22 protein-coding genes are annotated in these 24,526 nt (G+C 40.3%); 7 read left to right on the top strand and 15 right to left on the bottom strand.

The genetic code is table 11. From position 1 onward, the window contains the following. The first annotated feature begins 32 nt into the window (after nucleotides 1-32). Complete coding sequence (locus KTV93_RS03490) at nucleotides 33-1,160, top strand: alpha/beta hydrolase-fold protein (protein WP_218249939.1); 1,128 nt, start codon at nucleotides 33-35, stop codon at nucleotides 1,158-1,160. A 9-nt stretch (nucleotides 1,161-1,169) separates the two neighbouring features. Here the strand turns inward: KTV93_RS03490 and purE are convergent, their stop codons facing one another. Beyond that, the gene (gene purE / locus KTV93_RS03495) at nucleotides 1,170-1,670 is read right to left on the bottom strand and encodes a 5-(carboxyamino)imidazole ribonucleotide mutase (protein ID WP_218249940.1); all 501 of its coding nucleotides are present in this window, start codon (nucleotides 1,668-1,670) and stop codon (nucleotides 1,170-1,172) included. A gap of 154 nt (nucleotides 1,671-1,824) precedes the next feature. On the opposite strand from purE, the gene KTV93_RS03500 reads away from it, so the two are divergent. Next, the gene (locus KTV93_RS03500) at nucleotides 1,825-3,036 is read left to right on the top strand and encodes an MFS transporter (RefSeq protein ID WP_218249941.1); all 1,212 of its coding nucleotides are present in this window, start codon (nucleotides 1,825-1,827) and stop codon (nucleotides 3,034-3,036) included. Nucleotides 3,037-3,040: 4 nt separating this feature from the next. Then, nucleotides 3,041-3,937, top strand: a complete 897-nt coding sequence (locus tag KTV93_RS03505) for a DMT family transporter (RefSeq protein ID WP_218250486.1) — start codon at nucleotides 3,041-3,043, stop codon at nucleotides 3,935-3,937. 8 nt (nucleotides 3,938-3,945) lie between these two features. Here KTV93_RS03505 and KTV93_RS03510 read toward each other — a convergent pair whose 3' ends face one another. After that, the gene (locus KTV93_RS03510; RefSeq protein ID WP_218249942.1) at nucleotides 3,946-4,377 is read right to left on the bottom strand and encodes a CBS domain-containing protein; all 432 of its coding nucleotides are present in this window, start codon (nucleotides 4,375-4,377) and stop codon (nucleotides 3,946-3,948) included. A gap of 64 nt (nucleotides 4,378-4,441) precedes the next feature. Beyond that, a complete protein-coding gene (locus KTV93_RS03515; protein ID WP_218249943.1) occupies nucleotides 4,442-5,554 on the bottom strand; it encodes a 5-(carboxyamino)imidazole ribonucleotide synthase in 1,113 nt (370 codons plus the stop codon). Nucleotides 5,555-5,721: 167 nt separating this feature from the next. Between KTV93_RS03515 and KTV93_RS03520 the strand changes: the two genes are divergently transcribed. Beyond that, entirely contained in the window at nucleotides 5,722-6,807 is a 1,086-nt protein-coding gene (locus KTV93_RS03520; RefSeq protein ID WP_218249944.1) for an endonuclease/exonuclease/phosphatase family protein, read from the top strand. A gap of 7 nt (nucleotides 6,808-6,814) precedes the next feature. Here KTV93_RS03520 and KTV93_RS03525 read toward each other — a convergent pair whose 3' ends face one another. The 11 genes from KTV93_RS03525 to KTV93_RS03575 form a co-directional block, all read right to left on the bottom strand. Then, nucleotides 6,815-7,363: a DUF1543 domain-containing protein gene (locus KTV93_RS03525; RefSeq protein ID WP_218249945.1), complete on the bottom strand. Its 549-nt coding sequence runs from the start codon at nucleotides 7,361-7,363 to the stop codon at nucleotides 6,815-6,817. A 3-nt stretch (nucleotides 7,364-7,366) separates the two neighbouring features. Continuing rightward, on the bottom strand, nucleotides 7,367-7,744 hold the full coding sequence (gene gloA2, locus KTV93_RS03530; RefSeq protein ID WP_218249946.1) for an SMU1112c/YaeR family gloxylase I-like metalloprotein: 378 nt from the start codon (nucleotides 7,742-7,744) through the stop codon (nucleotides 7,367-7,369). A 9-nt stretch (nucleotides 7,745-7,753) separates the two neighbouring features. Then, the gene (locus tag KTV93_RS03535) at nucleotides 7,754-8,725 is read right to left on the bottom strand and encodes a chorismate-binding protein (RefSeq protein ID WP_218249947.1); all 972 of its coding nucleotides are present in this window, start codon (nucleotides 8,723-8,725) and stop codon (nucleotides 7,754-7,756) included. Nucleotides 8,726-8,728: 3 nt separating this feature from the next. Further along, on the bottom strand, nucleotides 8,729-9,157 hold the full coding sequence (locus KTV93_RS03540) for a PaaI family thioesterase (protein WP_218249948.1): 429 nt from the start codon (nucleotides 9,155-9,157) through the stop codon (nucleotides 8,729-8,731). 10 nt (nucleotides 9,158-9,167) lie between these two features. Beyond that, nucleotides 9,168-9,734, bottom strand: a complete 567-nt coding sequence (locus KTV93_RS03545; protein ID WP_218249949.1) for a 1-acyl-sn-glycerol-3-phosphate acyltransferase — start codon at nucleotides 9,732-9,734, stop codon at nucleotides 9,168-9,170. Nucleotides 9,735-10,077: 343 nt separating this feature from the next. Then, nucleotides 10,078-11,784 carry a PspC domain-containing protein gene (locus KTV93_RS03550; protein ID WP_218249950.1) on the bottom strand — a complete coding sequence of 569 codons (1,707 nt, stop codon included), beginning with the start codon at nucleotides 11,782-11,784 and terminating at the stop codon, nucleotides 10,078-10,080. A gap of 4 nt (nucleotides 11,785-11,788) precedes the next feature. Further along, a complete protein-coding gene (locus KTV93_RS03555) occupies nucleotides 11,789-12,160 on the bottom strand; it encodes a PadR family transcriptional regulator (RefSeq protein ID WP_218249951.1) in 372 nt (123 codons plus the stop codon). Between the two features lie 285 nt (nucleotides 12,161-12,445). Next, the gene (locus KTV93_RS03560; RefSeq protein WP_218249952.1) at nucleotides 12,446-14,803 is read right to left on the bottom strand and encodes a GEVED domain-containing protein; all 2,358 of its coding nucleotides are present in this window, start codon (nucleotides 14,801-14,803) and stop codon (nucleotides 12,446-12,448) included. A 186-nt stretch (nucleotides 14,804-14,989) separates the two neighbouring features. Continuing rightward, nucleotides 14,990-16,423, bottom strand: a complete 1,434-nt coding sequence (locus tag KTV93_RS03565; RefSeq protein ID WP_218249953.1) for a T9SS-dependent choice-of-anchor J family protein — start codon at nucleotides 16,421-16,423, stop codon at nucleotides 14,990-14,992. A gap of 177 nt (nucleotides 16,424-16,600) precedes the next feature. Further along, nucleotides 16,601-16,879, bottom strand: coding sequence for a chaperone modulator CbpM (locus tag KTV93_RS03570; RefSeq protein WP_218249954.1), 279 nt, complete (start codon nucleotides 16,877-16,879; stop codon nucleotides 16,601-16,603). Beyond that, on the bottom strand, nucleotides 16,876-17,796 hold the full coding sequence (locus KTV93_RS03575) for a DnaJ C-terminal domain-containing protein (protein ID WP_218249955.1): 921 nt from the start codon (nucleotides 17,794-17,796) through the stop codon (nucleotides 16,876-16,878). The genes KTV93_RS03570 and KTV93_RS03575 overlap by 4 nt, the downstream gene beginning before the upstream one ends. Before the next feature lie 105 nt (nucleotides 17,797-17,901). Here KTV93_RS03575 and KTV93_RS03580 point away from each other — a divergent pair, with 105 nt between their 5' ends. Genes KTV93_RS03580 through KTV93_RS03590 form a run of 3 tightly spaced genes read left to right on the top strand, consistent with a single transcriptional unit; the run spans nucleotide 17,902 to nucleotide 21,863 of the window. After that, entirely contained in the window at nucleotides 17,902-19,941 is a 2,040-nt protein-coding gene (locus KTV93_RS03580; RefSeq protein ID WP_230259195.1) for a TonB-dependent receptor, read from the top strand. A 2-nt stretch (nucleotides 19,942-19,943) separates the two neighbouring features. After that, on the top strand, nucleotides 19,944-20,588 hold the full coding sequence (locus KTV93_RS03585; RefSeq protein WP_218249957.1) for a hypothetical protein: 645 nt from the start codon (nucleotides 19,944-19,946) through the stop codon (nucleotides 20,586-20,588). Between the two features lie 45 nt (nucleotides 20,589-20,633). Further along, nucleotides 20,634-21,863, top strand: coding sequence for a dicarboxylate/amino acid:cation symporter (locus tag KTV93_RS03590; RefSeq protein WP_218249958.1), 1,230 nt, complete (start codon nucleotides 20,634-20,636; stop codon nucleotides 21,861-21,863). An 88-nt stretch (nucleotides 21,864-21,951) separates the two neighbouring features. Here the strand turns inward: KTV93_RS03590 and KTV93_RS03595 are convergent, their stop codons facing one another. After that, nucleotides 21,952-24,459, bottom strand: a complete 2,508-nt coding sequence (locus tag KTV93_RS03595; protein WP_218249959.1) for a M1 family metallopeptidase — start codon at nucleotides 24,457-24,459, stop codon at nucleotides 21,952-21,954. Nucleotides 24,460-24,526: the final 67 nt, after the last annotated feature.

The following is a 24,526-nucleotide window of genomic DNA, read 5'->3' on the forward strand; positions in this document are numbered from 1 at the left end:
ATCTTTCGAACATTTTTTCTTTAAAATCCGGCATGAAATCATTTTCCATTTTTTTATTAACCGTTTTAGCGGGAAGCTTCACCGCCCAGGTAAAACTTATAGTAACGGTCCCGTCAACAACGCCGGAAAACACCAAAATTTTCATGGCATCTTCACTGAACAGCTGGAATCCTACAGATTCAGGTTTTGAACTGAAGAAAAATGCTGCCGGAAAATACGAACTGGAAATCCCTGAGAACAGTGGTAAAGTTGAATATAAGTTTACGCAGGGAAGTTGGGAAACAGCAGAAGGAAATGCATCAGGGAAGGGAATTGAAAACCGGACATTTACATTCACCGGAACTCCTCAAATCATAGAAAACACAATTCTTTTTTGGCCTAAACCTGAACCTAAGAAGTACACCGCATCAAAAAATGTAAGAATTCTGAGTGAAAATTTTGCGGTGCCTCAACTCGGAACCACACGACGGATCTGGATTTATCTTCCGGAAGATTACCATAGTTCGAAGAAGAAATATCACGTGATTTATATGCATGACGGACAGAATTTATTCGACAACCTTACCTCTTTTTCCGGGGAATGGCAGGTTGATGAAACGATGGATAAGCTCTTCAGGGATGGCAAAAAACAAGCAATTATAGTAGGAATCGACAACGGTGGCAGCGAAAGGCTGAACGAATACTCCCCCTGGAAAAACACAAAATACGGAGGCGGAAAAGGTGATCTTTACGCAGATTTTCTTGCTCAGACCCTAAAACCATATATTGATAAAAACTACAGAACGCTTTCTTCGGCAAAAAGTACCGGATTAGTCGGTTCTTCAATGGGTGGATTGATTTCGTTTTATACCGGATTAAAATATCCTGAGAAATTCGGAAAACTTGGCGTTTTCAGTCCCAGTCTATGGTTTGCGAAGGAAGATTTAAACGCATATATCCAAGAGCATTCAAAATCTTTGAAAAAGACAAAAATCTATCTTCTCGCAGGGAGAAAAGAGTCAGAGGAAATGGTTACCGATATAGAAAAGGTAACTCCCATCCTGATTAGCAAAGGAATCTGCAGGAAAAATATTGTAACGAAATTTGATGATTACGGAACGCATTCCGAAAGTTACTGGGCTAAGGAATTTCCGGCGGCTTATCTGTGGCTCTTTAATTAATGTTCTGTATTAATCAAAATGATTCGGATGACTCTTTTTGATCTCTTCTACCGTTCCCAACACTTTTTCTTTAAGTGAATTCTGATAGTTCTCTAATTTTTCCGAAATTTTTGCATCTGAGGCACCGATGATTTTAGCGGCTAAAATTCCGGCATTCGCGGCGCCGTTCAAAGCTACTGTCGCAACAGGAATTCCCGACGGCATCTGTAAAATAGAAAGTACAGAATCCCATCCGTCAATCGAGTTTGAAGATAAAATCGGGACACCAATCACAGGCAAAGTGGTACAGCTCGCTACCATTCCGGGTAAATGTGCTGCGCCGCCCGCGCCGGCGACAATTACTTTCAGGCCGCGGGATTTTGCTGTTTTTGCATAATCAAACATTCTTTCCGGAGTTCTGTGGGCTGAAACCACTGTTAATTCATAAGGGATTTCCATTGATTTCAGAAAATCTGCTGCCTGCTGCATGATTGGCAAATCGCTTTGGCTGCCCATTATAATTCCGACCATTTTTTAGCTTTTATTAGATAATCAAAGATAAAAATTTAATCATAAAAAATGGGATAATCTGCGTGATTAGATTTGCGTGAATTAAAGGTTAAACTATACATTACTAAGGCGAAATTAGCTACTTTTGCAGTTCTTTTCCAACTCCTTTTTCCCCATGTTCAATAAAATCATCAGCACTTATAAAGCGGCTTTCAGCGGGTTAAGCAAAGAAAGCTGGATGCTCTCCCTTGTGATGCTCATCAACAGAATGGGAACCATGGCTGCTGTTTTTATGAGCGTGTACGTTACCAGGATTTTCGGCAGAAGTCTAGCTGACGCAGGTCTGGTAATTACTTTATTCGGCGTGGGCGCGGTTTTCGGTGCCTTATCAAGCGGCTATTTTATTAAAAAAGCAGGTTTCCGTTCCGTACAGATTGTTACAAGCATCCTCAGCGGCTTGCTGTTTATATTCTTTGCCAAAATTACGGACTTCGAAATGCTATGTCTAGTTGCCGTGCTGATCGGATTTTTCAGCGAAGCATTCAGGCCGGCAAATTTCACGGCAATTGCCTACTATTCGAAACCGGAAATGATGACGAAATCGTATTCCTTAAACCGTTTTGCGGTAAATCTTGGAATGGGATTGGGAACGGCAGTGGGCGGCATTTTAGCCTCGATTGATTATCATCTCCTGTTTTTTGTGGAAGGCGGCACCTATATCCTTGTAGGGATTTTAATTATGCTTCTTTTGCCTAAAATAAGTAACTTTAAAAAGAATAGAGAAAACCTTCAGATTTCGGCATCTAAATCTCCCTGGAAAGATGTCTTGTATTTAAAGTTTCTCCTACTCATCCTCATTTACATTTCATGCTTTCTGGTCGTTTTCAAACTCGTGCCGGTTTTCTGGAAAGATATTCAACATCTTGACGAATCTTTAATCGGAAGTATTTTAGGCCTGAACGGAATGATTATCGCAGTTTTCGAAATGGTCTTGGTACAGCATCTCCAGACCCGGAACAAAGACGTCGTGTATATTTATGCAGGAATTTTTATTGCAGCCATCGCTTTTTCGCTGATTCTGTTTCCGATATTTTCCGTGATTGTTTCCGCGGTAATTGCCATTATTTTTCTTACGTTTAGCGAGATGCTGGCTTTGCCATTTATCAATACGTTTGTAGTGAACCGGGCCGGCGCGGCCTCCCGGGCCAGCTATGCGTCAGCGTACACTTTTGTATGGTCATTATCCGGAATCATCGCTCCTGCAGGCGGCGCTTTTATTGCCGATCATTTCAGTTATACCACTTTGTGGGTGGTGCTTATTGTATTATGTCTGATTTCTGCTTTGGGAATAAAAATGCTGTCCCAAAGGGAAAAATCCGCTTTTTAAAATGTTGAAAGATCCAAAACTTATTATCGCGGTTCTTACCGTCGCTATCGTGTGGGGAACCACTTTTCTCGGAATCCGTGTGGCAGTAGAAACTATTCCGCCGTGGTTTGTTGCAGGAATCCGGCAATTGATCGCCGCCGTATTGTTATTGATGATTCTGCTGTTTTCAAAACAACTAAAATGGATAGGGTGGAAAAACTTAAGAATTCAAATTATTTTTTCAATACTGATGCTTATCGTAGCCAACGGAATGACCACGGTTGCCGAAGAACACCTGTCGAGCAGTCTGGCGTCTTTGATCAGCGCCACTTCCCCACTACTTGTATTTCTGGGGAGCATTTTTTTTGGTCTTCAGAAATTTACATACCGTTCCTTATTGGGAATCTTAATGGGGTTCAGCGGAATTCTGCTCATATTCAAAGACGGCCTTCAGGATTTACTGAATCCCGATTACCGCATGGGTGTTATCTTTATTTTCATCGCAATTTGCGGCTGGGCATTAGGATCAATTCTCACTAAAAAAATGAAGCTGCAGCATCAGAGTATTTCACTGAATCTTTTTTACCAGTTCGCTTTCGCTGGAGTGGCGCAGATTGCATTAGCCTTTGTTGTATCCAATGAAATTGATGTCGCAACCTGGAGTTTCAAAAGTATCGCGGCCACCGTTTATCTCGCGGTATTCGGATCTGTTGCAGCGTATTTTGCCTTTCATTTTGCACTGAAGAAGATTTCGCCAACGCAGATTTCGCTGCTTTCTTATGTAAATACAATTATTGCAATATTTCTGGGCTGGCTTGTATTGGACGAAAAAATTACGGCAGCATTTATTACCGCAACTGTACTGATTATTTGCGGGGTGTTTATCACCAATTACCAGAAAGGAATGTTTCAGCGGAAATAAAGAAATTTTTAACCCTGAATATACTCTTTCAACTGTTTAATGACTTCTTTCTGATCGATTACTTTTTCTCTGATGACATCAGTAATCGAAATAATACCGTTCATTTTACCTTCTTTAATAACCGGAAGATAGCGTACATTGTGATCGGCCATTAACTGCATGCAGTGATTCAGGGTGTCGAGCGGTTTTATTTCGGGAAGATTTACGGACATTACCTCCTTCACTTTTGTTTCCGAGGAATGCCTGTTTTTAAGAATGACGTTTCGGGAATAATCGCGCTCTGTAAAGATCCCGTGATAATTTTCAGCATCTTTTACGACTACTGCGCCCACATTTTTGTCTGCCATCAGCTGTAATGCTTCCAGAACCGTCTGTCCCGGATTTACAGTAACATACGAACTTCCCTTTCGGGCAAGAATTGTAGCTATATTACTCATCATCAAATATTTTGTATTAAAGTTATTCAAAATATTTTATTAAAAACAATACATTTCAGAAGACCATCTAATCTTTGGCAACGACTTTCACTAATGATTTCACGTAGATCAGCTTTTCTAAAAGTTCTTTTCGTGAATCTGCCAGAATATTGATGTGCCCCATTTTTCGGCCCGGCTTGGTTGCTGTTTTTCCATAAAGATGAACGTAGGTTTTTGGCAATTTCATCACTTCATCCAAACCTTTATAATGGGCTTTACCCGAAAAATTTTCTTCTCCCACAAGATTCAGCATTCCGGAAAACCCAAATGCGTCAGTATCCCCGAGCGGAAGATTTTTTAAAACGCGGTAAAGCTGTTCAAACTGTGAATTTGCGTTTCCTTCCTGGGTTTGATGTCCGGAATTGTGCAGTCTCGGCGCGGTTTCATTAACCCAGACTTCTTCATTTTTATCAAGAAACAGTTCAATCGCAAAAAGTCCGGGAGAGTTGGCGGCTTTGATAAATTTATCTACAATCACCTCAATCTGCCGCTCCACTCTATCAGAAATATGGGCCGGGCAGATATTAAAATCCAGAAGATTAAGTTTAGGATCTGCCACCATTTCAGTTACCGGAAAGGTTTTGGTTTCACCGTTTTCGTTGATGGCGATGATTACAGAAAGTTCTTTTTCGATATCAACAAGGCTTTCTAACACAGAAGGTACGTTCCATAAATGCTGAAGGTCTTCTTCGGTTCTGATGACCTGTACCCCTTTACCGTCGTAACCACCGGCATTCATTTTCTGAACAAAGGGCAAACCGAAATTTGCTTCTGATTTATTTTGAATGATTTGAAACTCGGGACTTGGAATATCGTGTTTCAGATAGAATTCTTTCTGAAGAATTTTCTGCTGGATAATCTGGATGATTTCAGGACTTGGAATTACTTTAATCCCACATTCGCGGAGTTCGTAAAGCGCATCTACATTTACATGTTCGATCTCGATAGAGACTACATCTTTGCCTTTCCCAAAGTTGAAAACTGTATCGAAATCATCAAAATTTCCCTGTGTAAAATGAGAAATAGAGTGACAGGGCGCATCTTTGGCGGGATCGAGCGTAAACCATTCGTCATCATATTTTAAAGCCTCCTGGATAAGCATTCGTCCTAACTGTCCGCCGCCGAGAATTCCAATTTTCATATTTTCACTTTTTTCCTGATTTTACTTTCTGATTCCACTGCGTTTTGAATTTCACAAAATTACAAAAAGCAATTCTTAAGGCATAAAAATCGCTTGTCTATTTAAGATATTTAATTAGAATGCATTTATAATAAAGGTTTTTACTTTTACTTTGTATCAAATAAACTATGGAATTATTTCTCACAATTTTTTCGGTGCTGCTTATAGTGCTGAGCGTGCTTCCGTTTTTCAGGAACCAGCATTGGGTATTCCGCGTTCCGGAATTTATGAAAATACAGATTCTGGTGCTCCAGACAATCGTTTTCTGGGCGATGATATTTTTTGCTGAAAAAAACTTTTTGCTTTGGCTTATCAACGCAGCGCAGTTCGCACTGATTCTGTATCATCTTTATATTTTAATCCGCTACACCAAATTTTACAAAAAGAAAACCGTAAAAAAGATATCTTCTGCTTCCGCTACAGTGAAAGTCATTTCTGTAAACGTTTATCAGTTCAATAAAGATTTTCAGAAATTCCACCAACTGATTCAGAAATACACGCCAGATATTTTCATCACGATGGAAAGTAATTCCGATTGGGAACTGGCGAACCGAAAACTCGAAGAAGAATATCCTTTTACCGAGAAAATCACGCTCGAGAATACCTACGGAATGCATCTTTATTCTAAAATTCCTTTTGTGAAATCCACTGTTCATTTTTTTATTGCTGATGATGTTCCGAGTATCGAAGCACAGTTTAAAACCGCTGATGGACATAATTTTGTAGTTTTCGCGGTGCATCCGCCGCCGCCAAGTCCTACAGAAGAAACGACTTCCAAAGAGCGCGACGGTGATTTACTCTGTGTCGCGAAAAAGATTAAAGAACATCAGGTTCCGTCTTTGGTAATCGGGGATTTCAACACGGTAGCCTGGTCTGTTACCTCCATTCTTTTCCGGAAAACCAGTGAGCTGATTGATGCCCGAGTGGGGCGCGGAATTCTGGCGACTTTCCACGCTAAATATTGGTTTTTCCGCGTTCCGCTGGATTTGCTTTTCCACTCGCCAGAGATTTTTGTTGAAAAACTGAAAACATTAGAACATATCGGTTCCGATCACTTCCCTATTCTCTGCGAATTTCACATTAATCTTTACGACACCAAACAGGAAGACGAGGTAAAAACCCTGAAACCTGAAGAGGAAGAAGTCGTGGAAGAACTGATTGAGGAAGGTATAAAAGAAGAATCAGACAACCGCGAAGAAATCGCAAAGGAATAATTTAAAACTAAATTTTATCGATTTTAAGATATTTTAGTTTGATGAAGTTCTTCTGATCAATTTGTGAGGATTTTTCCAATATTAGCGAATATTTATCCTTCATTTCCTGAGAGAGAAGATCATTTACTTTAAAAACATCGTCAATATCAACGCCGTGTTTGTCATCAACATGACTTACTGCACCGCCAAATCCCATCGTTTTATAAAATTCGGTCTGCTTGGCTTTCTTGATAACCTCGGACATTTTACCACCTACCATCAAATGCTGCTCATGAAATTCCTCGAAAAATCCCTTTTTATATCCTCCAAGGTTGATGAAAAATAACTGATTTTCTGATTGCTGACTTCCTTTTTCCACAATTCGGATTTCGTAGCCATCGACAAATTTCACTTCCTGATAAGCGTCAAGATGAAGATCGCTACCTGCTTCCGGCCAGAACTCTTTAATAGCTGGCACTAAATCTTTCAGCTTTTCAGCGATGCCGAAAAACACATCATGCTGTTCGATTGTTCTGCCTTTCACTGAAGCACCGAGAATTATATAAAATAATTTCATCTTTTATGCTTCGTAAAATTCGAGCGGCAACGCATCGGGATCCTGGGTGAAGAAAAACTTCCGGTTGGTAAATTCGTCAATCCGGATGTCCTCGCAAATCAAACCCTTTCTAGTAAGTTCATCCCTCTTTTCTTCTACATTTTCAACAGAAAAAGCCAGGTGCCTCAAACCGCAGCTCTCAGGCCGCGATGGCCTTGCAGGAGGATTGGGAAAAGAAAAAAGCTCGATCACATAATGGTCGCCGATTCCGAGATCAAGTTTATAGGAATCCCTTTCCGCACGGTTAACTTCGCGCAAAATCTTGAGCCCTAAAATTTCGGTATAAAATTTTTTGGACACCGGATAATCTGAACAGATGATGGCAATATGATGAATTTTCATGCTGAAGATTTATGTGAAACTGAGATTTTTCAAGACTGCTTCGGATTTCAGTTCGGTTTCGCGCCATTCTTTTTCAGGCGAACTTTCTGCGGTAATTCCGCCACCGACGTAGATTAAAGCAGCGTTCTCAAAGAATTCAGCGCAGCGAAGATTTACAAAATACTGAACATTTTCTTCGGTTTCGACTTTAATATAACCAGCGTAGAAATTTCTTGGATGAGTTTCAAAATGCTCTATCGCATTGCTGCAAATTTCTTTCGGAATTCCACAAACCGCGGGCGTAGGATGAAGTTCGGAAATGATCTTCTCCAGATCATTTTCGCTGATTTTCGCACTGAAATCGTTTCTCAAATGCTTGATGTTTCCTGAAATATGGTCGTAAGTGTCGCTTTTATAAACTTCAGAAGCATAATTTTTCAGCGTATTGGAGATAAAATCTGTTACCGGTTTTTGTTCTTCAATTTCTTTATCTGTCCAGTTTTCGTCCACAGGAATTGTTCCGGCAAGACTCATGGTTTGAAATTCAGACGTCTTTTTATCAAACTTTCCTAAAAGTTCAGAAAAAGCACCGAGCCAACATTTGCCGTCTTTAATAAAAAAATAGACGAAAGCATTTTTGTAAGATTCGCAGAGATTCAAAAAAGTTTGTGAAAGACTGAGCTTTGAATCGTTAAACTGCACCAGTTTCCTTCTGGAAATCACGAGTTTGGAAAGTTGATTTTCCTTAATAAAATCAATCACGTTCAGTAATTTTTCCTGATATTCTCTGGCTGTTTCCTCTTTAAAATCAAGCAGTTCCGTATTCAAATTATCATGAAAAACCTCCTGATTTAAAAACTCAGCTCCTGATATTGCTTTAAGCGTTCCCTTGAAATCAATTTTTTCTGACTGATCAAATGAGAGAAAAGACACCGCCTCAGAAACCGAAGTTTCCTCAACAGTATAAATGGTTTCGGAAAAAGGAAATCTAAAGAAAATCATTTTTTATCTGGGACGTGGAATAATATTATTGGTCATGGTGGTGTGATTGATCAGGTGATCATGTTCGTCGCGGATATCAATTTCGGAAACGTGCATTGTGTTGCCTTTTCTGATAAATTTTGCGGTCCCGGTAACGGTTCCTTCCTTTTTACTTCGTAAATGATTCGAGTTGATATTGGTTCCCACAGGCACTACTTTCTCTGTATCCACATGCAAAACAGAAAGGCACGATCCCAGAGTTTCTGCCAGAACACAGTTAGCGCCACCGTGAAGAATCCCGTAAGGCTGATGCACTTTCGGGGTTACAGGCATTGTTGCGGTCAGCGTGTCATCGGTAACATCCGTGAAAATAATTCCCAAAGTCTTTCCCAGGTTTTCCCCGCCCCAATTGTTGAGCTGGTGGAGAATTTCGTTCTTTCTATCTTCGGTCATAACGTTTAGATTAATAGATTTTAGGATTCCATTTTTCAGGATATTTCGGGGTGATTTTTTTGTAATACTCTTCCATTTCCTCCATGATGTCATCAAATGAGCGCGTTTCCAGATCTTTAACTGAAATTTCATAGCCAAGATGAATCTGCTTCGTTCTGAAGTCGCCCGCTGCCACAATGATCGGAACTTTTGCCGCCATTGCCATGTGATAAAAGCCTTTTCTCCATTTCGGAACCCAACTGCGGGTACCTTCGGGAGTAATTACCAGACTGAAATCTTCTTTTTTGAATTGATCAACTACAAATTTCACGAGGTCGTTTTTCTGAGAGCGATCGATTCCCACGCCTCCCAAAGCTTTTACGATTCCGCCGTACCACGCTTTGGTGTGCTGGTCTTTGATGATGATTTTCAGCGGTTTATCCAGCGCCCAATAGGCGAGATTGCCGAGAAGATATTCCTGGTTGGAAGTGTGCGGCGCAACGACAAGAATGCAGCGGTTCAGGTTATTCACATCGCCTTCAAGAACAATTTTCCAGCCGATTAATTTCAGGATGAGTTTTCCGATGAGTTTTTTCATATCAAAAGATTCCGGGAAAAGGAATTAATTTTACAGTTTCTTATTAAACAAAAAAGTATAACCAAAGGTATTGGTTATACTTTACAAATATATTGAATTAAAATTCTAACTAAAATAAACTGCTTACGAAATCCATGATTTTCATTGCGATTTCTAGAACGAACTGTACCATGACTGTTGATTTAAGTGTTAATTAATGACTTATTAAATTCGCGTTACGAAATTAGTGTTTTTTTCTATCAAAATACTTTTCCGTATGTTAAATTTTGGTTAAACCCAGATGAACAAGCGAAAAGCGGATTTTCTGTGACGCAGAGCCTCCGCCTTTGCTCATCCACTCTCATTATTTGGTTTTAATGGATATTTCTTTCTTTCCGTCTTTAATGGAAATGTCTACATTTTCCATTTTGCCAATATTTGTTTTCATGGAATCGATTATTTTATCAGCGGCTGCTTTGGGCATTTTGGTCCCGTTGATAATCACGCTGTCTTTATCCGAAGAATTGTACTGTATGGTAGAACCGTTGATTTTAATCTTATTTTTTTCGATTACCACAGCGTTATCGTCATCATTATCATCTTCCATTCCGTCGCCGTCCAGATCACCGTCGATATTCAGTCCATTTTCTTTCACCTTGAAAACTCTGGTGCTCATGGGAACTACAAGTTCATAGGTCACATTGTAATTACGGAACCGATCCTGATAAGGGTATTTTACGAAGTTTGGAAGCAGTATTTTATTATCCTGGATTTCTACAGGTACATTAAGCTGCACCGGAATATTATACCCTTTACCTTCTTTTTTAACGATTAAAAATGGCGCTGTAGCAGTCGCACTGCGGGTTACATCAACGTATGGATAATCTTCTTCGTAAACCATTTTTTTGTCAGAAAAGATATCATCGTCATACGCTGTAAAGTTCTGCGGAATGGTAATCTGCTTCACGTCGACATAAAGACTGTCTGATGTTGTATTGATGGCTACATTCTCAGTATCTTCTTTATGACCTTTGTAAATCATGTCTTTTTTAGCCATATTAACTCCGAAATAAGTAGCAAAACCAATCAGAATAAGCAACAGTGCTCCTAAAACATATCCTACGTTTCTCAACTGTGTTTTCGGTGAAATAAGTTTAATGGATAGTAAACTGAAGAGAATTGCCGGTATTAGAGTTCCGATCAGCATCATGGCATAAAGTACATTGCTCATCCCATCATCTTCAAACATAAAGTTGAATTCGCGCATCGGGGAAAATTCAGTATTTCCGCCAAATAATCCGAAGATAAAGAAGGCTCCTATGATACAACCCAAAGCCATCATTCCGAAGATTCCGCCTAAGATGTAACGGATTACATTCCAGATCCCGCTTCCTGCATTGTTGATATAAGGCTTGTTTTCGGTGTAAATTTCTCCGACCCTTTGTGTAGATTCATTGGCAAACTGTACCAGTTTGTTGGATTCGTTTTTCAAATTGTCGAAGTTCATAGGCTTTCCCTTCATTTTCAGGAAATCGGTCGCGGTTTCTGCTTTAGGTAAAACAATCCACAGAATAACGTAAATCAAGATAATAAGTGAAGTTGAAATAGCTGCGGTGAAAATTCCCAGGATTGCTATTCCGAGCCAGATGGCTCGCATTGCACTTATATCCATGCCAACATAATGCGCCAAACCTGCGCACACGCCTGCGATTTTCTGTTTTTCCGGATCGCGGAAAAGCTGCTTCTGACCGGTGAACGTACCTGTAGTTTTTTGCTGTCTTCTGGAAGATTTTTCAGAAAAATATGCTTCTTCCTGCTCTTCGATCTGTTCCGGTTTTCCGATTTGCGAAATTACTCTTTCTACATCGGTATCGTTGATGACTTCTCGTTTTCCTAAAGTGTCTTTGAAGATTTCAACCATCCGGATTTCGATGTCGTGCATTACCTCATCAGCTTCATTTGCATCCAAAGAGCTTCTGAGCGCCGCAAGATAATCACTAAGTTTAATATATGCGTGTTCCTCGATGGTGAAGGAGAAACCTGCAAGTCCTATTGAGAGTGTCTTGTTCATAGTTTTAAGAATTTGGGTGGAACGAGCTTTCAGGTGCGTCCGTGGGGTTATTGTTTTTAGTAATTTGGTTTACAGATTCGGTAAGTTCTTTCCAGGTATTGAGTAGTTCTGCAAGAAACAGTTTTCCTTTTTCTGTAATCTGGTAGTATTTTCTTGGAGGTCCTCCGGTAGATTCTTCCCATCGGTAAGAGAGGAATTCGCCGTTTTTCAGTCTAGTGAGGAGCGGGTAAAGTGTACCTTCCACCACATCCAGTTTTCCTTTTTTAAGCTCATCAATCAAATCGGAAACATACATTTCTCTTCGGTCGATCAAACTCAAAATGCAGAATTCCAGAATTCCTTTCCGCATTTGCGCTTTGGTGTTTTCTGTGTTCATATTATTTGAGGTTATTAATTGGTTTCTCTGTGCTTTCTAAAACTGAAAAGAAATCATCCTATCAATCTTACAATGCAAAGATATATAATTAATTTAGTATTATGCAATACAAAGTAGTGAAAATATTAATAAATTTTATTTTTCGCGGCATTAAATATTGATAAATATTCTTATAACCATTACTACAGCAGGTTTTACAATAATTTGAACAGTCAATATGAAGGCAAAAAAAATCCGTCTCATTAATGAGACGGATTGATTTTAAGTCAAATTTTCATGGAAATACTACTTCTTAATAACTTTAATTGAGTTTACTGAACCATCTTCCATATGCAATGTCACGATATAAAGACCGGTTTTAAGGTCTGAAAGATTTAGCTGAGCTGCAGCTTTCATGTTTTTCACCTGTCGTCCTGCAACATCACTTATTGAAACAGATTTCACTCCTTTTACATCGGAAATATTTAATACATCTGTAAACGGATTTGGATAAACTACAACTTTAGCCTTATCAACATTTGAAGTTCCCGTTGTAGCCGTATTCACCTGAATCGTATAATCCTCGATCTGGCCAAATGTAGAGCCTGTTGTAACACATGCGTTGGCAAAATTACTGAGGTTTGGATCTGTAGCGGGACCACCTGAGGCGTAAAATGCAGATTTAATTCTCATTCGTGTCTGCCCAAGTTTCGCATCCTGAGGCACAATAATAGAGCCGGTGGCCGGAGTTCCGGTAACTCCATCCGAACCTAATACAAATATAAAGCTTGCAGGTGTTGTAAAATACTTCTCACCGGCATCATCAAAGTCTCCATCCTGATTCCAGTCGATGAATACTGCAAAATAATGTCTGAAAGATGCTCCATCAGTATTGGCATTTAAGGAAATCGGGTAAGTCGTGTTCGTAAGAACAGTACCCACTTTATCGAGGAAGAACTCGTGAGCTGGTGTTCCGTTTAATGTAGCTGAGGTCGTATTATTAATGCCTGCAAAAGTTACATTAGTTGTTGGCTCTACAGTGGAGTAAGTCAAAGGCCCACAATACACCACTCCTACAGTTGTAAATGATATTTCGGTACATCCAGGGGCATCACCTAAATTATTATATGGCACTACTTTCAGATAGTAGGTTGTATTCGGAACTAACCCGGGTTGGTAAGAGGTACCGTTAACAACAGTCCCATTCGCAAATTCGGTTCCTCCAGGTGTTGTACCGATATACACTTTATATCCTGCTGCAAATTCTGCAGCAGCCCAGGTAATTATTCCGTTTGCCGGGAAATCTGCCGCGCCCGCCACAGGCAATGTTACCGTTGTGCAAACTGGTGCGGACGGAGGAGTAAGGACAGATAAGGTATAATCTTCAACCTGTCCGTTGGTCACATTCGCACAAGGATTAGCCAGAGGATCACCAAGCGCAGTTGTAGAGCTGTTAAAATTATATTTAATCCTCATTCTCTTATTACCCAGAGTTGCTCCTGCGGGTACAGTTATGTTTCCGGCTAAATTAACCGCCGCACCTGCACCTCCTATTAATGGTGCTGAAGTAAAGTACTGTTCATTTGCGTCATTAAAATCACCGTCATTATTCCAGTCCACAAAAGCGGTCATTCCAAATCTATTGGTACCTAAACCTGTTCCAGTAACCGCGAGCTGGTGGGTAAGCCCCTGATACACATTCATCACCGTAGCTGTAAAATCTTCATACGCTGGTGCACCAGTGGTTGCGGCAGAAGTATTTGTTACGCCATTAAGTGATACAGATGATATAGGATAAGTCACAGCATTCGAAGTGATAGAACCACAGTAAGCGATTAAACTGTTTGTTGTGAAAGAAATTTCTGAACAACCGGTAGCGTCGCCGTTCAGGTTCGCAGGAACTACGCTAGCATAATACGTGGTATTGGGTGCCAACGTAATATTGGCATTTGTTCCCGTAACCGTAGCATTATAAATATTTGAACTTCCCGGTGATGTTCCGATGGCTACTTTATAATTTACAGCGGTAGGAACCGTATTCCATGCTAAATTGAGGTTTCCTGCAGAAATTGCAGACCCGTCTGCAGGATTTACAATGGTTGCGCAACCAGGTGCTGTTGTAACAATCTCCTGATTGATGGAAATATCATCAACATATATATTACCGGTCGTCGCTCCGCTCCGAACGAACCAAGCCCCAATTCCGTAAATCTGTCCCGGCTGAATAATTCCCGAAGGAATTGTAGCACTTAAAGTAGTGCAGGTGTTAGCCGCAGTGGATGGCAGGACAACTGATGGACCGAAAGTATTTACTGACCACTGATTAGAAGCTGCATTGTAAACAAAATAAGCCAGGCTAATGGTACCGGTAATATTTGCCGCTTTCTTGTATCCAACACTTACGTCAATTTTCTGTCCGTTCCCGGTTTGACCAATTGTACTTAAATCAATCATATACCCTGATTGAGTCACTGTTGCGTTTATTGCAAGTTGGCCACCGTTCGTCCCGTTACATGCAGCTGCGGTGGTACGGGTTCCGTTTCCGAACTGCTTGTACGTGTTTATATTATAACCTGGGTCTTCGAAATCGCCGGTATATACATACTGCGCGTTCGAACCGATTCCGAGTGCGATTAAGCACGAGAGTAAAAATTTTTTCATCATTTTAATATGTTAATCTTCATCAAAATTATAAATTTATATTGAAAAATATTTTAAAATAGAAATAAAAAATAGGATTTGTTAAGATATTGAAAATTGAGCTTCAGTTAGTGTAAGAAATTTAGAACTAAAAAATCCGCTTCATTGCTGAAGCGGATTCATTTTTATCAAAATTATTCTGTTAGAATATTATTTTTTGATTGCTTTAATTGTTTTAGAACTTCCGTCTTCCATGTTTAATGTAACCATATAAAGACCTGATTTCAATTCTGAAACATTAAGTTCAGCAGCCGGTTTCATGGTTTTAACCAATCTACCTGCAACATCAGTGATTGAAACAGATTTCACTCCTTTTACATCAGAAATTTTCAATACATCGCTGAATGGGTTAGGATATACAGAAAGGCTAGCTTTAGTATTATCTGATACAGCCAGCACACCTAAACAAGTTACGCTTCTGGTGTGCGATGTTGTAGAATTTGTAAGTCCAGTACATGATGAATCTGTATGTGAATAAAATCTCACTGCCCCGGTTGTTGTTGGAGTGTACAATAGCGGACCTACACCATGTTTTAGGACAACTGGAGCAGCAACATTAGTTGCAATGGTGATATAATAACCCGGTTTAAGCAAAGTCTCGAATCTGTAAGTATTTCCAGCTACGACATTCACTACAGAATATTCACCTGCATAGGCAAGAGTTCTTGTTACCGGGGTTGTTCCGTTACAAACTGATGGTGTAAGTGTACCGTAAAGACCGTTTGGCGCAGTAGTACATCCAGTTGCAATAATCTCCTTGGTAGTAAAATTATATATGGTATTACAATCTACTGCACTTCCTGCAGAGTTTACAGCTACAACTCTCCAGTAATACTTGGTGTTGGAAAGCAGGGCATTGCTTGTTGCCGTACTGAATATTGCAGTTGGATTTACATAGTTACCAATTTTCGTAGTTGGGTTGGGGTTTGTATCCATATATAGCTCGTAATAAGCTACTGCACCACCACCGGTTGGAGCAGTCCAGGTCAATGTAGTATTTGTAGCATCTACATCAACTGTGTTGTTCGCAGGGGTAGCTAAGGTTGGGCAATTTGGAACCGCAGTTGGCGCAGTATCACTCACGATGTTATCAAACAATAACCTGAATTTATCCGCAGACGTTGCATGGAAACCAACATAAATGGTTTGACCTACATAAGGGGTTAAATCCAGTACAACCTGAGTCCAAACACTTGGTGCGGGTGCATTAGTTTTAATAAAAGTTGTAAAAGCTGCTGCAGTTGCCGTAGTTGTAGAAATCTTAACATCATAATCCTCCACATATGCCGGATCCTGATTTTTAACGAAATACGTTAACCTGTCATTAAGGCCTGCTGTAACAGTAATTGCGGGAGTTACTAAATAATCATCATGCGCTACCGCATCATAATTGATTTGGGCTGCATTAGGGGAAGTAAGCACAGATCCGGGAGCTCCAGGGGTAAAAATAAATGTGTTAGGTCCTCCTCCATTAATAACAGTCCACCCAGCTGGTGCAGTTGTTCCAGCGTCAAAGTTTTCTACAAATTGCGCACTTGCGCCGATTCCCAATGCTAAAAAGCACGATAGTAAAATTTTCTTCATAAATATTTAAATTTGTTAATCGAGCCAAAACTAAACAATTAATTTTAATAAAGCCTAAATTCTTTCACAAATATTTAATAAAATTTTAAATGTCTTACGAATTGGATAATTTCAGTGCTTTTCTTCCCTTAAAACATAGACAATCTCTCCAAAAACATACAATCACTTTTTTGCTCATCACCAGGGTTTCTGCCGACGCAATTTAGAATTCTCATTCTTAAGCACTTCCATCTTTGCTTGAAGGTAATGAATGATTTCTAAGCCAGGTAAATTAACTTCGAGATCGTAATATAAATTGGATAACCTTTCAAAAACATGAAGTTCATCATAACTTACGTACATAATATCGTTTTCGGTCTGCGTTTTAAGTAAACCGGATTCCTGCAGTGCATCGAAAAATGTAATTTCCACATTGTAAATTCTTACGAGTTCCTCGCGTGATATTCTTTCCGTCATGGCTGTAAATCTTTAAGCTGTTGAAACAATTCTTTTTCTTTGTATGAGAGGTTTGTCGGGAGTTTGACATGGTAGGTCACCACAAAATCACCGAATTCGCCTTCCTTTTTGTAAACCGGAAATCCCTTTCCTTTCAAACGTACCTTCATTCCGCCTTGCGTTTCTGGTTTAACCTTCAGTTTTACACTTCCGTCCAGGGTTTTTACATTAACCTCTCCGCCCAAAATTGCGGTGTATAGATCGATAGTGATATCGCCGCTTAAATGATCACCGTTTCTTTTAAAATGAGGATCTTCCGCGATATTGAAAGTGATATAAAGATCACCGTTGGGTCCGCCATTAAACCCGGGATTTCCATGACCTTTGAGTTTGATCTTCTGACCATCGGCAACACCCGCAGGAATGGTTAATCTCACCTTTTTTCCATTGATATCGAAAGTCTGCTGATGGGTTTTAGCCGCATCCCTCAGATGAAGATTCAATTCCGCTGAAATATCCTGACCTTTAAATTTTCCCGATGCACTGCCACGGGAGGTTCTGCCGAAACCGCCTCCTGCGCCGCCGCCAAACATACTCTGGAAAAAGTCTGAAAAATCTTCGCCGTCACCGAAATCTGTGCCTGTAAATCCCTCTCCGAAATTCTGACTTTGCTGTGCCCTTTGGTGTTGCTGTGCTTTATCGTATTCTTCACCCTGTTTCCAGTGTTCACCATACTTGTCGTACTTTTCACGGTTTTGCGGATGACTGAGCACTTCATTGGCTTCATTGATTTCCTTAAATTTCCGTTCAGCTTCCTTATCGCCGGGATTAACATCCGGATGATACTTTCTGGCGAGTTTTCGGTATGCTTTTTTCACGTCATCGGCAGACGCTTTCTTATCAATCCCCAAAATCTTATAATAATCTATATAAGCCATTTTCTTTCATGATTTATTCAAATTTAAGGAAAATCCATATTGTGTCGTTTTAAAGAACTGTTAAACTTTAAGGCTAATTCTCTATTTTAGCAAAAATTTATGTGCTTGCATATCAAAGCTTTTCATTTTGTTTTCCTGCTTGTTTCGGTGTTGGCTTTTTGTCAGCAACAGGATTCTGCATCCTTAATCACAGAGGTTCAGATTGACGCATTCAAAAAGCCGGGAAAACTCATTACTTCAACAAAATCGGTATCCTTTTCCGGAAGTAATTTCCTGGCCCAGAACGCACCGGACCGTTTACTGGAATCACTCAACCTACTTCCCGGAAGCAAGATGGAAGAACGTTCACCCGGATCCTACAGATTGTCGGTTCGCGGAAGCACTTTGAGGTCTCCTTTTGGGGTTAGAAACGTAAAAGTTTATCTTGATGATTTTGCACTTACTGACGCATCCGGCAATACTTATTTAAATATTCTGGATCCCGAAATCCTGGGTTCTATTGAAATTTTCAAAGGTCCGGAAAGCGGAGATTTCGGAGCCCAAACTGGTGGCACAGCCTTACTGAATACAAAAAATAAGGCCGAAAAAAGTTTCGGAATTTCTGGAGGAAGTTTTAATCACTTCAAAGGCAAAATCCATACAGCAGAAAATGTGCAAAATCATTTCTTTCAGATCTATACAAGCTATGAAACCACCGAGTCGTATCGCAAACAAGCTGCAGTTCAAAGGAAGTTCGCATTCATAAAAGACAGCTATCATTACGGTGAAAATAACCAGTTTCAGGCGCTTCTTCTTCTGTCGGATTTACATTATGAAACTCCGGGCGGACTGACGCTTGCGCAGATGCAGGAAAATCCCAGACAGGCAAGGCCGAACACAACTGCTCTTCCCGGAGCTGCAGAACAGCAGGCAGGTATTTATAACAAAATGATTTTTGCCGGATTATCTAATATTTACAGCTTTAAAAAAGATTTCAGCCATTTTATTGCAGCACAGGGTAACTACAACGACTTTCGGAATCCTTTCATCACAAATTACGAGAAAAGATTCGAAAATAATTTTACCGTCCGCACCCATTTAAATTTTGTCAAAAACCTCGAGAATTCCGCTTATGAAACACGCTTGGGTTTAGAAGGCGCGGCTGCAAAAGGAATCATCAGAAACTTCGGTAATAATTTGGGAACGCCCGCAGATGTTCAGAATTTTGATGACATCTCCACAGAAAGCGGATTCATTTTTCTTTCCCAGAAAGCGGAATTCAAAAAAAAGCTGACGATTGACCTTGCGGCAAGCCTTAATTACATGAATTACCGCTGGAAAAGCCTTTATCCAAACGCAGAATCGGGACATAAAAAATTTGAGAATGCATTTTTACCGAATTTGGGAGTTTCGTATCTCTTAGGAAAAGGTTTTTCGGTTCGCGCAAAATTTGCAAAAGGGAACTCGGCGCCAACTACTGAGGAAATCCGCTCCTCTGCGCAGGAGATCAATATTGATCTGAGTCCGGAATCGGGATGGAACAAAGAAATCGGTATAAGGAACCAGTGGGGAGATTTACTTTTTACGGAACTGAGTATTTTTGATTTCCGCCTGAAAGACGCCATTGTAAGAAAAGAAAACGAAAACGGCCAGGAATATTTTGTAAATGCCGGCGGATCCTCACAGAAAGGAATCGAATTTGTTGTTGAAAGCAGAAAACTGCTCATCAATTCACCAGTGCTTAAGAATATAAAGTTTTACTTCGCAGGAAATTTTTACGATTTCACCTTCAGGAATTATCTCAAAAACAATGATGATTTCTCAGGAAACGAACTTACGGGTGTTCCGTCAACCTCATTGCAAAGTCTCATTAATTTTGAATTATTCCGTGATTTAAAAATTGATCTGAGCCATTTTTACACGTCGGAAATCCCGCTGAACGATGCCAATTCTGTTGTGGCAAAACCGTCTCTTGTTGGTAATATTTCTTTGACTTATCTTTTAAGATTAAATACTTTTAAAACTGATTTAAAACTGAGTGTACAGAATATTTACGATACGGCGTACAGTTTGGGTTACGATATTAACGCATTCGGAAACCGGTATTACAACCCTGCAGCAGGCAGAAACTATATGCTGAGTCTGAATTTCAATTTAAAAAAATAGCCATGAAAAACCTTATCTTCCTCTCTTTAATCATACTTGTAACCGGCTGCAGTAAAGAAAATAAAGCTTCGGTTTCCGTTCAGAAAAACAACACGGAAACCTCTAAAAAAGATTCCATCCCAAAAATTCCGGAACCGGTAAAGCTGAGCAAAAATGAGCTCCTGAAAAACCTCAATACCGAAATTGTCGCTTCTTTAAAATCGAAAGATTATGACCGTTTTTCAGAGTTTATTCATCCGGAAAAAGGAATTCGATTTTCCATGTATGCTTATGTACAGCCGGAAAAGAACAAACATTTTACCCGGGAAGAGTTCATCAAATATATTTCAATGCGAACCAGATTTACATGGGGAGAGAAAGACGGTACCGGCGATCTGCTCATAATTTCGCTTAAAGACTATCTGGAGAAGTGGGTTTTTAAGGGGGATTTCACCAAGTCTGAATTTTATCTGAATGAATTCAAAGGCACAGGAAATTCGCTAAACAACCTGAAAGAGATGTACCCCAGCCTTGACTTTACCGAAAATTATATTCCCGGATCGGAAAAATACGGCGGCATGGACTGGAACTCTCTGCGCTTTGTATTTGAGGAATTTCAGGGTGAATATTATATCGTGGCGGTGATCAACGACGAATGGACGGCATAATCCGTTTGAAAAATTTTACCTTTATCTTTACTTAAATTTGAAAACATGCGTGAAGTTTTAAAAAACTATTCCGGAATTATCCTTCTGTTGAGCGGAATTATTGCCGGAAGTTTTATCGGTATATTTTTTCCGGCAGCGGTGACCTATTTAAAGCCTTTGGGCGATATCTTCCTGAATTTACTTTTCGTAAGCGTAGTTCCGCTGGTTTTTTTCGCGGTATCAAATTCCATTGCTTCACTGGAACAGCAGTCGAAATTCGGAAAAATTATTTTCTCCCTGATCTTCACTTTTCTACTGTTCATCATCATTGCTGCATTGTTTACGATTGCCGCTGTTTGGCTTTTTCCCACCGAAGCTTTGCCTTCAACTTCACCGGAAACCATTGACACCGGCACCGACGCAACCTGGGGCGACCGTATTGTAAGTTTCTTTACCGTTGGTGAATTTACCGAACTTTTTTCCAGAAAAAGTATGTTGGCGCTGTTGATTTTTGCATTTCTCACAGGAACGGCGGTGAGGAAAACCGGTGATTCGGGAGCAGCTTTCCGGCAATTTCTCGCATCAGGTTATGAAGTGATGAAAGAACTTCTGCTGATCGTGATGAAAGCCGCTCCTATCGGTTTAGGCGCTTATTTTGCGTATCAGGTGGCGACTGTAGGACCTCAGCTTTTCGGATTTTATGCGAAGCCGCTCGGACTTTATTACGTTGCCGGAACCGTTTACTTTCTTCTGTTTTTTACGATCTACGCCTTCATGGCGAAAGGAAAAGATGGTGTTCAGAAGTTCTGGAAAAACAATATCTATCCGAGTTTAACGGCAATTTCAACCTGCAGCAGTTTTGCAACAATGCCGGCTAATTTGCAGGCTGCTGCAAAAATCGGAGTCCCGGATGCGATTGCGAACATTGTAATTCCGATCGGAAGTACGCTGCATAAAAACGGTTCATCAATGTCGTCCATCATTAAAATTTATGTAGCGTTTTTAATTATCGGAGAAAATTTCTTCGATCCTATGAATCTGCTTCTCGCTATCGGAATTACTATTTTTGTAAGTATTGTCGCCGGCGGAATCCCGAACGGAGGTTATATTGGCGAAATGCTGATGATTTCGGTATACCAGCTTCCGGTTGAGGCGATTCCCGCGGTAATGATTATCGGAACACTGGTAGATCCATTGGCAACCGTTTTAAATTCTACCGGAGATACCGTCGCTGCGATGTTTGTAACGAAAATTTCTGGTGAAAAATTTGAGGAGCCGAAGGATTTTGCGGTGTAAAGTATTAAAACAAACTAAGAATCGAAGTTCTTTATAAACCAAAAATGCCGAACATACGCCCGGCATTTTCAGTTTTAGTAATACAAGATTATTTATAAGCTTCAATCGCTTTGTTAATGGCGTCAACCTGCTGATTGATGGTCGGACTTGAAGGATTACCTTTCAACACCGCCATTTTTTTAGCAAGACCGTCTCTCAGGATCTGTACAATCATCATTTTTGCCTGCGGATTATCGCCGATCTGCTTTTTAACCTGGATTAAAATCTTCGTTACATTTTCCGTTGCTTTCAGATTATCAGAACTCATGATCCAGTTATAACCGTCTTCGGCAGCTGCGCCCAATTCAGGATTCTGGAATTTCACGAAAGGGTAAAACGCCGCTGTTGAGGCAATTGCCGGCATTTGTTTTTCGATTTTGTTTTTTACGATAATCGGTAAAAGTTCCGCAATTAAATCGTCGCTTGCACCGTCAAGATCAATGCTGCCAGCTAAAGTCGCAACTTTTGAAGGATCCACTACCGCAATCCCGGAAAGAGAACTTCCTTTTACAGAATTAGACACCGCATTCATTCCTTTCTCAAAAACAGGGAAGTATTTCTTGTCTTTTGTTTTACTCAAAGCTGAGATCGCTGCAGCCTGAACCAAAGTTTTAGTATCATTGGAAGCCATTTTTTCGACTTCTGCCAACGCTGCTTTCGCCTGATCAGATTTTGTTAAATCGAGACCGCTCAGCGCTTTCATTCTGATTCTGAAGTTCGGGTCTTTCAATGCTGCGACCAAAGTTTTCAGTGACGCAGGATTTGCTGCTTTATTCTCCGCTGCTTTATCTACTGCTTTATATCTGCTTAAAAATTCTTTTGAATTTGAGTATTGCACGAAATATTGATCCGGAGTTTTATTTTCCGTAAACTCACCTAAAATGACTCCGTCAGCATTCAAATTAATAAAATCTGGATTTTTGGAAACCGGGAAGCTAAAATCGTTTTTATCTTTCGCACTTACCCAAACATTTTTCCTTGTAGGTTTTCCGTTTTCATAGATGTCGAGCGCCAGCGGAAACTGGAAATTACCGCCCACCTGATCCTGACTTACCGTAACTTTCACCTGCTTTTTCACAGGTTCGAAGGTTGTAGTGTATGAAACTTTCGGGTGACCGCTGTTGAAATACCACTGATTGAAGAACCAGTTTAAATCTTTGCCTGAAACTTTTTCCAGCGATAGACGGAACTGATGTGCTTCGCCCGTACCGTATTCATTGGTTTTGAGGTAATCTGTCATTCCGGCCCAGAAAGCATCGTCTCCCACATAATTTCTCAACATGTGAAGAATTGAGCCTCCTTTATTATATGAAACCCCATCAAACATATCTTCTTTGTGATGGTAATTAAAACGCACCAAATCTTTGGTGACATTGGAAGGATCCCGGAAATAACCTTCAGCAGCTTTCATTAAAGTATAATCGGCGAAGTCTTTACCATATTTATGTTCATTCCAAAGGTATTCGGAATAGTTGGCGAAAGATTCGTTTACCGTTAGGTTACTCCAGCTTTCGGTAGTAACCAGATCGCCAAACCAATGATGGAAAAGCTCATGAGAAATCACATCTTCCCAGCGGTTTTCATCGATCAGGTCGCCCGGTTTTTGCTGCGCGGATTCCTGATGAAGTACCGCTGTGGTATTTTCCATCGCCCCGGAAACGTAATCTCTTGCGGTAATCTGCGCATATTTGGACCAGGGATAATCGTAATTCAGTTTTTTAGAAAAGAACTCCAACATTTCCGGAGTGTTGCCGAAAATCTGCTTCGCGTACGCTTCATATTCTTTTTCAACATAATAATCTACTGCAATATTTCTCCACTTATCTTTCACCACAGCATAATCTCCCACTCCCATAAAAAACAGGTAAGGTGCATGCTTTTTATCCATCACCCAGTGATCGGTACGGAGCCCGTTGCCTTCTTTCACCGAAGATTTCATCAAACCGTTAGATAAAGTGACATATTTGTCGGGCACGGTCATGTAAATTTCCTGAGTGGTTTTCTGATTGGGCTTGTCGATGGTTGGGAACCATGCAGAACTGGCTTCGGTTTCACCCTGTGTCCAGATCTGGGTAGGCTTATCAGCATCTTTTCCCTGTGCGTTTACGAAATAAAGTCCCTTTGCATCGGTAATTGCAGCGCTGCCCTTTTCGGTTACTTCATTAGGACGCGCGGTGTATTTAATGTAAACCGTATACTCCTGATTCCGCGTATAGGTCTTATCTAAAGTGATTTTCAGCATATCATCTTTGTACGCGTATTTCAGCGGCGTTTTACCACCATTTTTGTCCAAAGCCACTTCGTGAATGAGCATCGCTTTAGCATCCAGAATCAGGGAATCCGAAGGATAGAAATGCGGACTGGCCGTTAACCATTCCTCGCCGTTCATCTGTTCTTTGGCATAATCGAAATTTACTTTGAGTTTAGTATGCTTAAGTTCCGTAGACTTAGTGTGGGTTTGGCGGTATTCGGTTCTGCCGGAAGTTTCGGTTTGGGCGTAGGCAGTACCGGTAAATAGAATGCCGAGTAGTCCTAAGGAAATGATGAGTTTCTTCATGTATCGCTGTTTATATTTTTATTCGTTGTTTGATGTATTAACTGACTTAAAGTAAAATTGTTTTTAC

The organism is Kaistella faecalis (genome assembly GCF_019195395.1).
GTDB classification, from domain to species: domain Bacteria; phylum Bacteroidota; class Bacteroidia; order Flavobacteriales; family Weeksellaceae; genus Kaistella; species Kaistella faecalis.

What these genes read in the sequence shown, in the direction of transcription:
- KTV93_RS03500 (WP_218249941.1), top strand. Translation starts at nt 1,825, where the DNA reads ATGTTCAATAAAATCATCAGCACTTATAAAGCGGCTTTCAGCGGGTTA.
- KTV93_RS03595 (WP_218249959.1), bottom strand. Translation starts at nt 24,459, where the DNA reads ATGAAGAAACTCATCATTTCCTTAGGACTACTCGGCATTCTATTTACC.
- KTV93_RS03570 (WP_218249954.1), bottom strand. Translation starts at nt 16,879, where the DNA reads ATGACGGAAAGAATATCACGCGAGGAACTCGTAAGAATTTACAATGTG.
- KTV93_RS03520 (WP_218249944.1), top strand. Translation starts at nt 5,722, where the DNA reads ATGGAATTATTTCTCACAATTTTTTCGGTGCTGCTTATAGTGCTGAGC.
- KTV93_RS03510 (WP_218249942.1), bottom strand. Translation starts at nt 4,377, where the DNA reads ATGATGAGTAATATAGCTACAATTCTTGCCCGAAAGGGAAGTTCGTAT.
- purE (WP_218249940.1), bottom strand. Translation starts at nt 1,670, where the DNA reads ATGGTCGGAATTATAATGGGCAGCCAAAGCGATTTGCCAATCATGCAG.
- KTV93_RS03555 (WP_218249951.1), bottom strand. Translation starts at nt 12,160, where the DNA reads ATGAACACAGAAAACACCAAAGCGCAAATGCGGAAAGGAATTCTGGAA.
- KTV93_RS03525 (WP_218249945.1), bottom strand. Translation starts at nt 7,363, where the DNA reads ATGAAATTATTTTATATAATTCTCGGTGCTTCAGTGAAAGGCAGAACA.
- KTV93_RS03540 (WP_218249948.1), bottom strand. Translation starts at nt 9,157, where the DNA reads ATGACCGAAGATAGAAAGAACGAAATTCTCCACCAGCTCAACAATTGG.
- KTV93_RS03535 (WP_218249947.1), bottom strand. Translation starts at nt 8,725, where the DNA reads ATGATTTTCTTTAGATTTCCTTTTTCCGAAACCATTTATACTGTTGAG.
- KTV93_RS03545 (WP_218249949.1), bottom strand. Translation starts at nt 9,734, where the DNA reads ATGAAAAAACTCATCGGAAAACTCATCCTGAAATTAATCGGCTGGAAA.
- gloA2 (WP_218249946.1), bottom strand. Translation starts at nt 7,744, where the DNA reads ATGAAAATTCATCATATTGCCATCATCTGTTCAGATTATCCGGTGTCC.
- KTV93_RS03490 (WP_218249939.1), top strand. Translation starts at nt 33, where the DNA reads ATGAAATCATTTTCCATTTTTTTATTAACCGTTTTAGCGGGAAGCTTC.
- KTV93_RS03560 (WP_218249952.1), bottom strand. Translation starts at nt 14,803, where the DNA reads ATGATGAAAAAATTTTTACTCTCGTGCTTAATCGCACTCGGAATCGGT.
- KTV93_RS03585 (WP_218249957.1), top strand. Translation starts at nt 19,944, where the DNA reads ATGAAAAACCTTATCTTCCTCTCTTTAATCATACTTGTAACCGGCTGC.
- KTV93_RS03575 (WP_218249955.1), bottom strand. Translation starts at nt 17,796, where the DNA reads ATGGCTTATATAGATTATTATAAGATTTTGGGGATTGATAAGAAAGCG.
- KTV93_RS03515 (WP_218249943.1), bottom strand. Translation starts at nt 5,554, where the DNA reads ATGAAAATTGGAATTCTCGGCGGCGGACAGTTAGGACGAATGCTTATC.
- KTV93_RS03565 (WP_218249953.1), bottom strand. Translation starts at nt 16,423, where the DNA reads ATGAAGAAAATTTTACTATCGTGCTTTTTAGCATTGGGAATCGGCGCA.
- KTV93_RS03590 (WP_218249958.1), top strand. Translation starts at nt 20,634, where the DNA reads ATGCGTGAAGTTTTAAAAAACTATTCCGGAATTATCCTTCTGTTGAGC.
- KTV93_RS03550 (WP_218249950.1), bottom strand. Translation starts at nt 11,784, where the DNA reads ATGAACAAGACACTCTCAATAGGACTTGCAGGTTTCTCCTTCACCATC.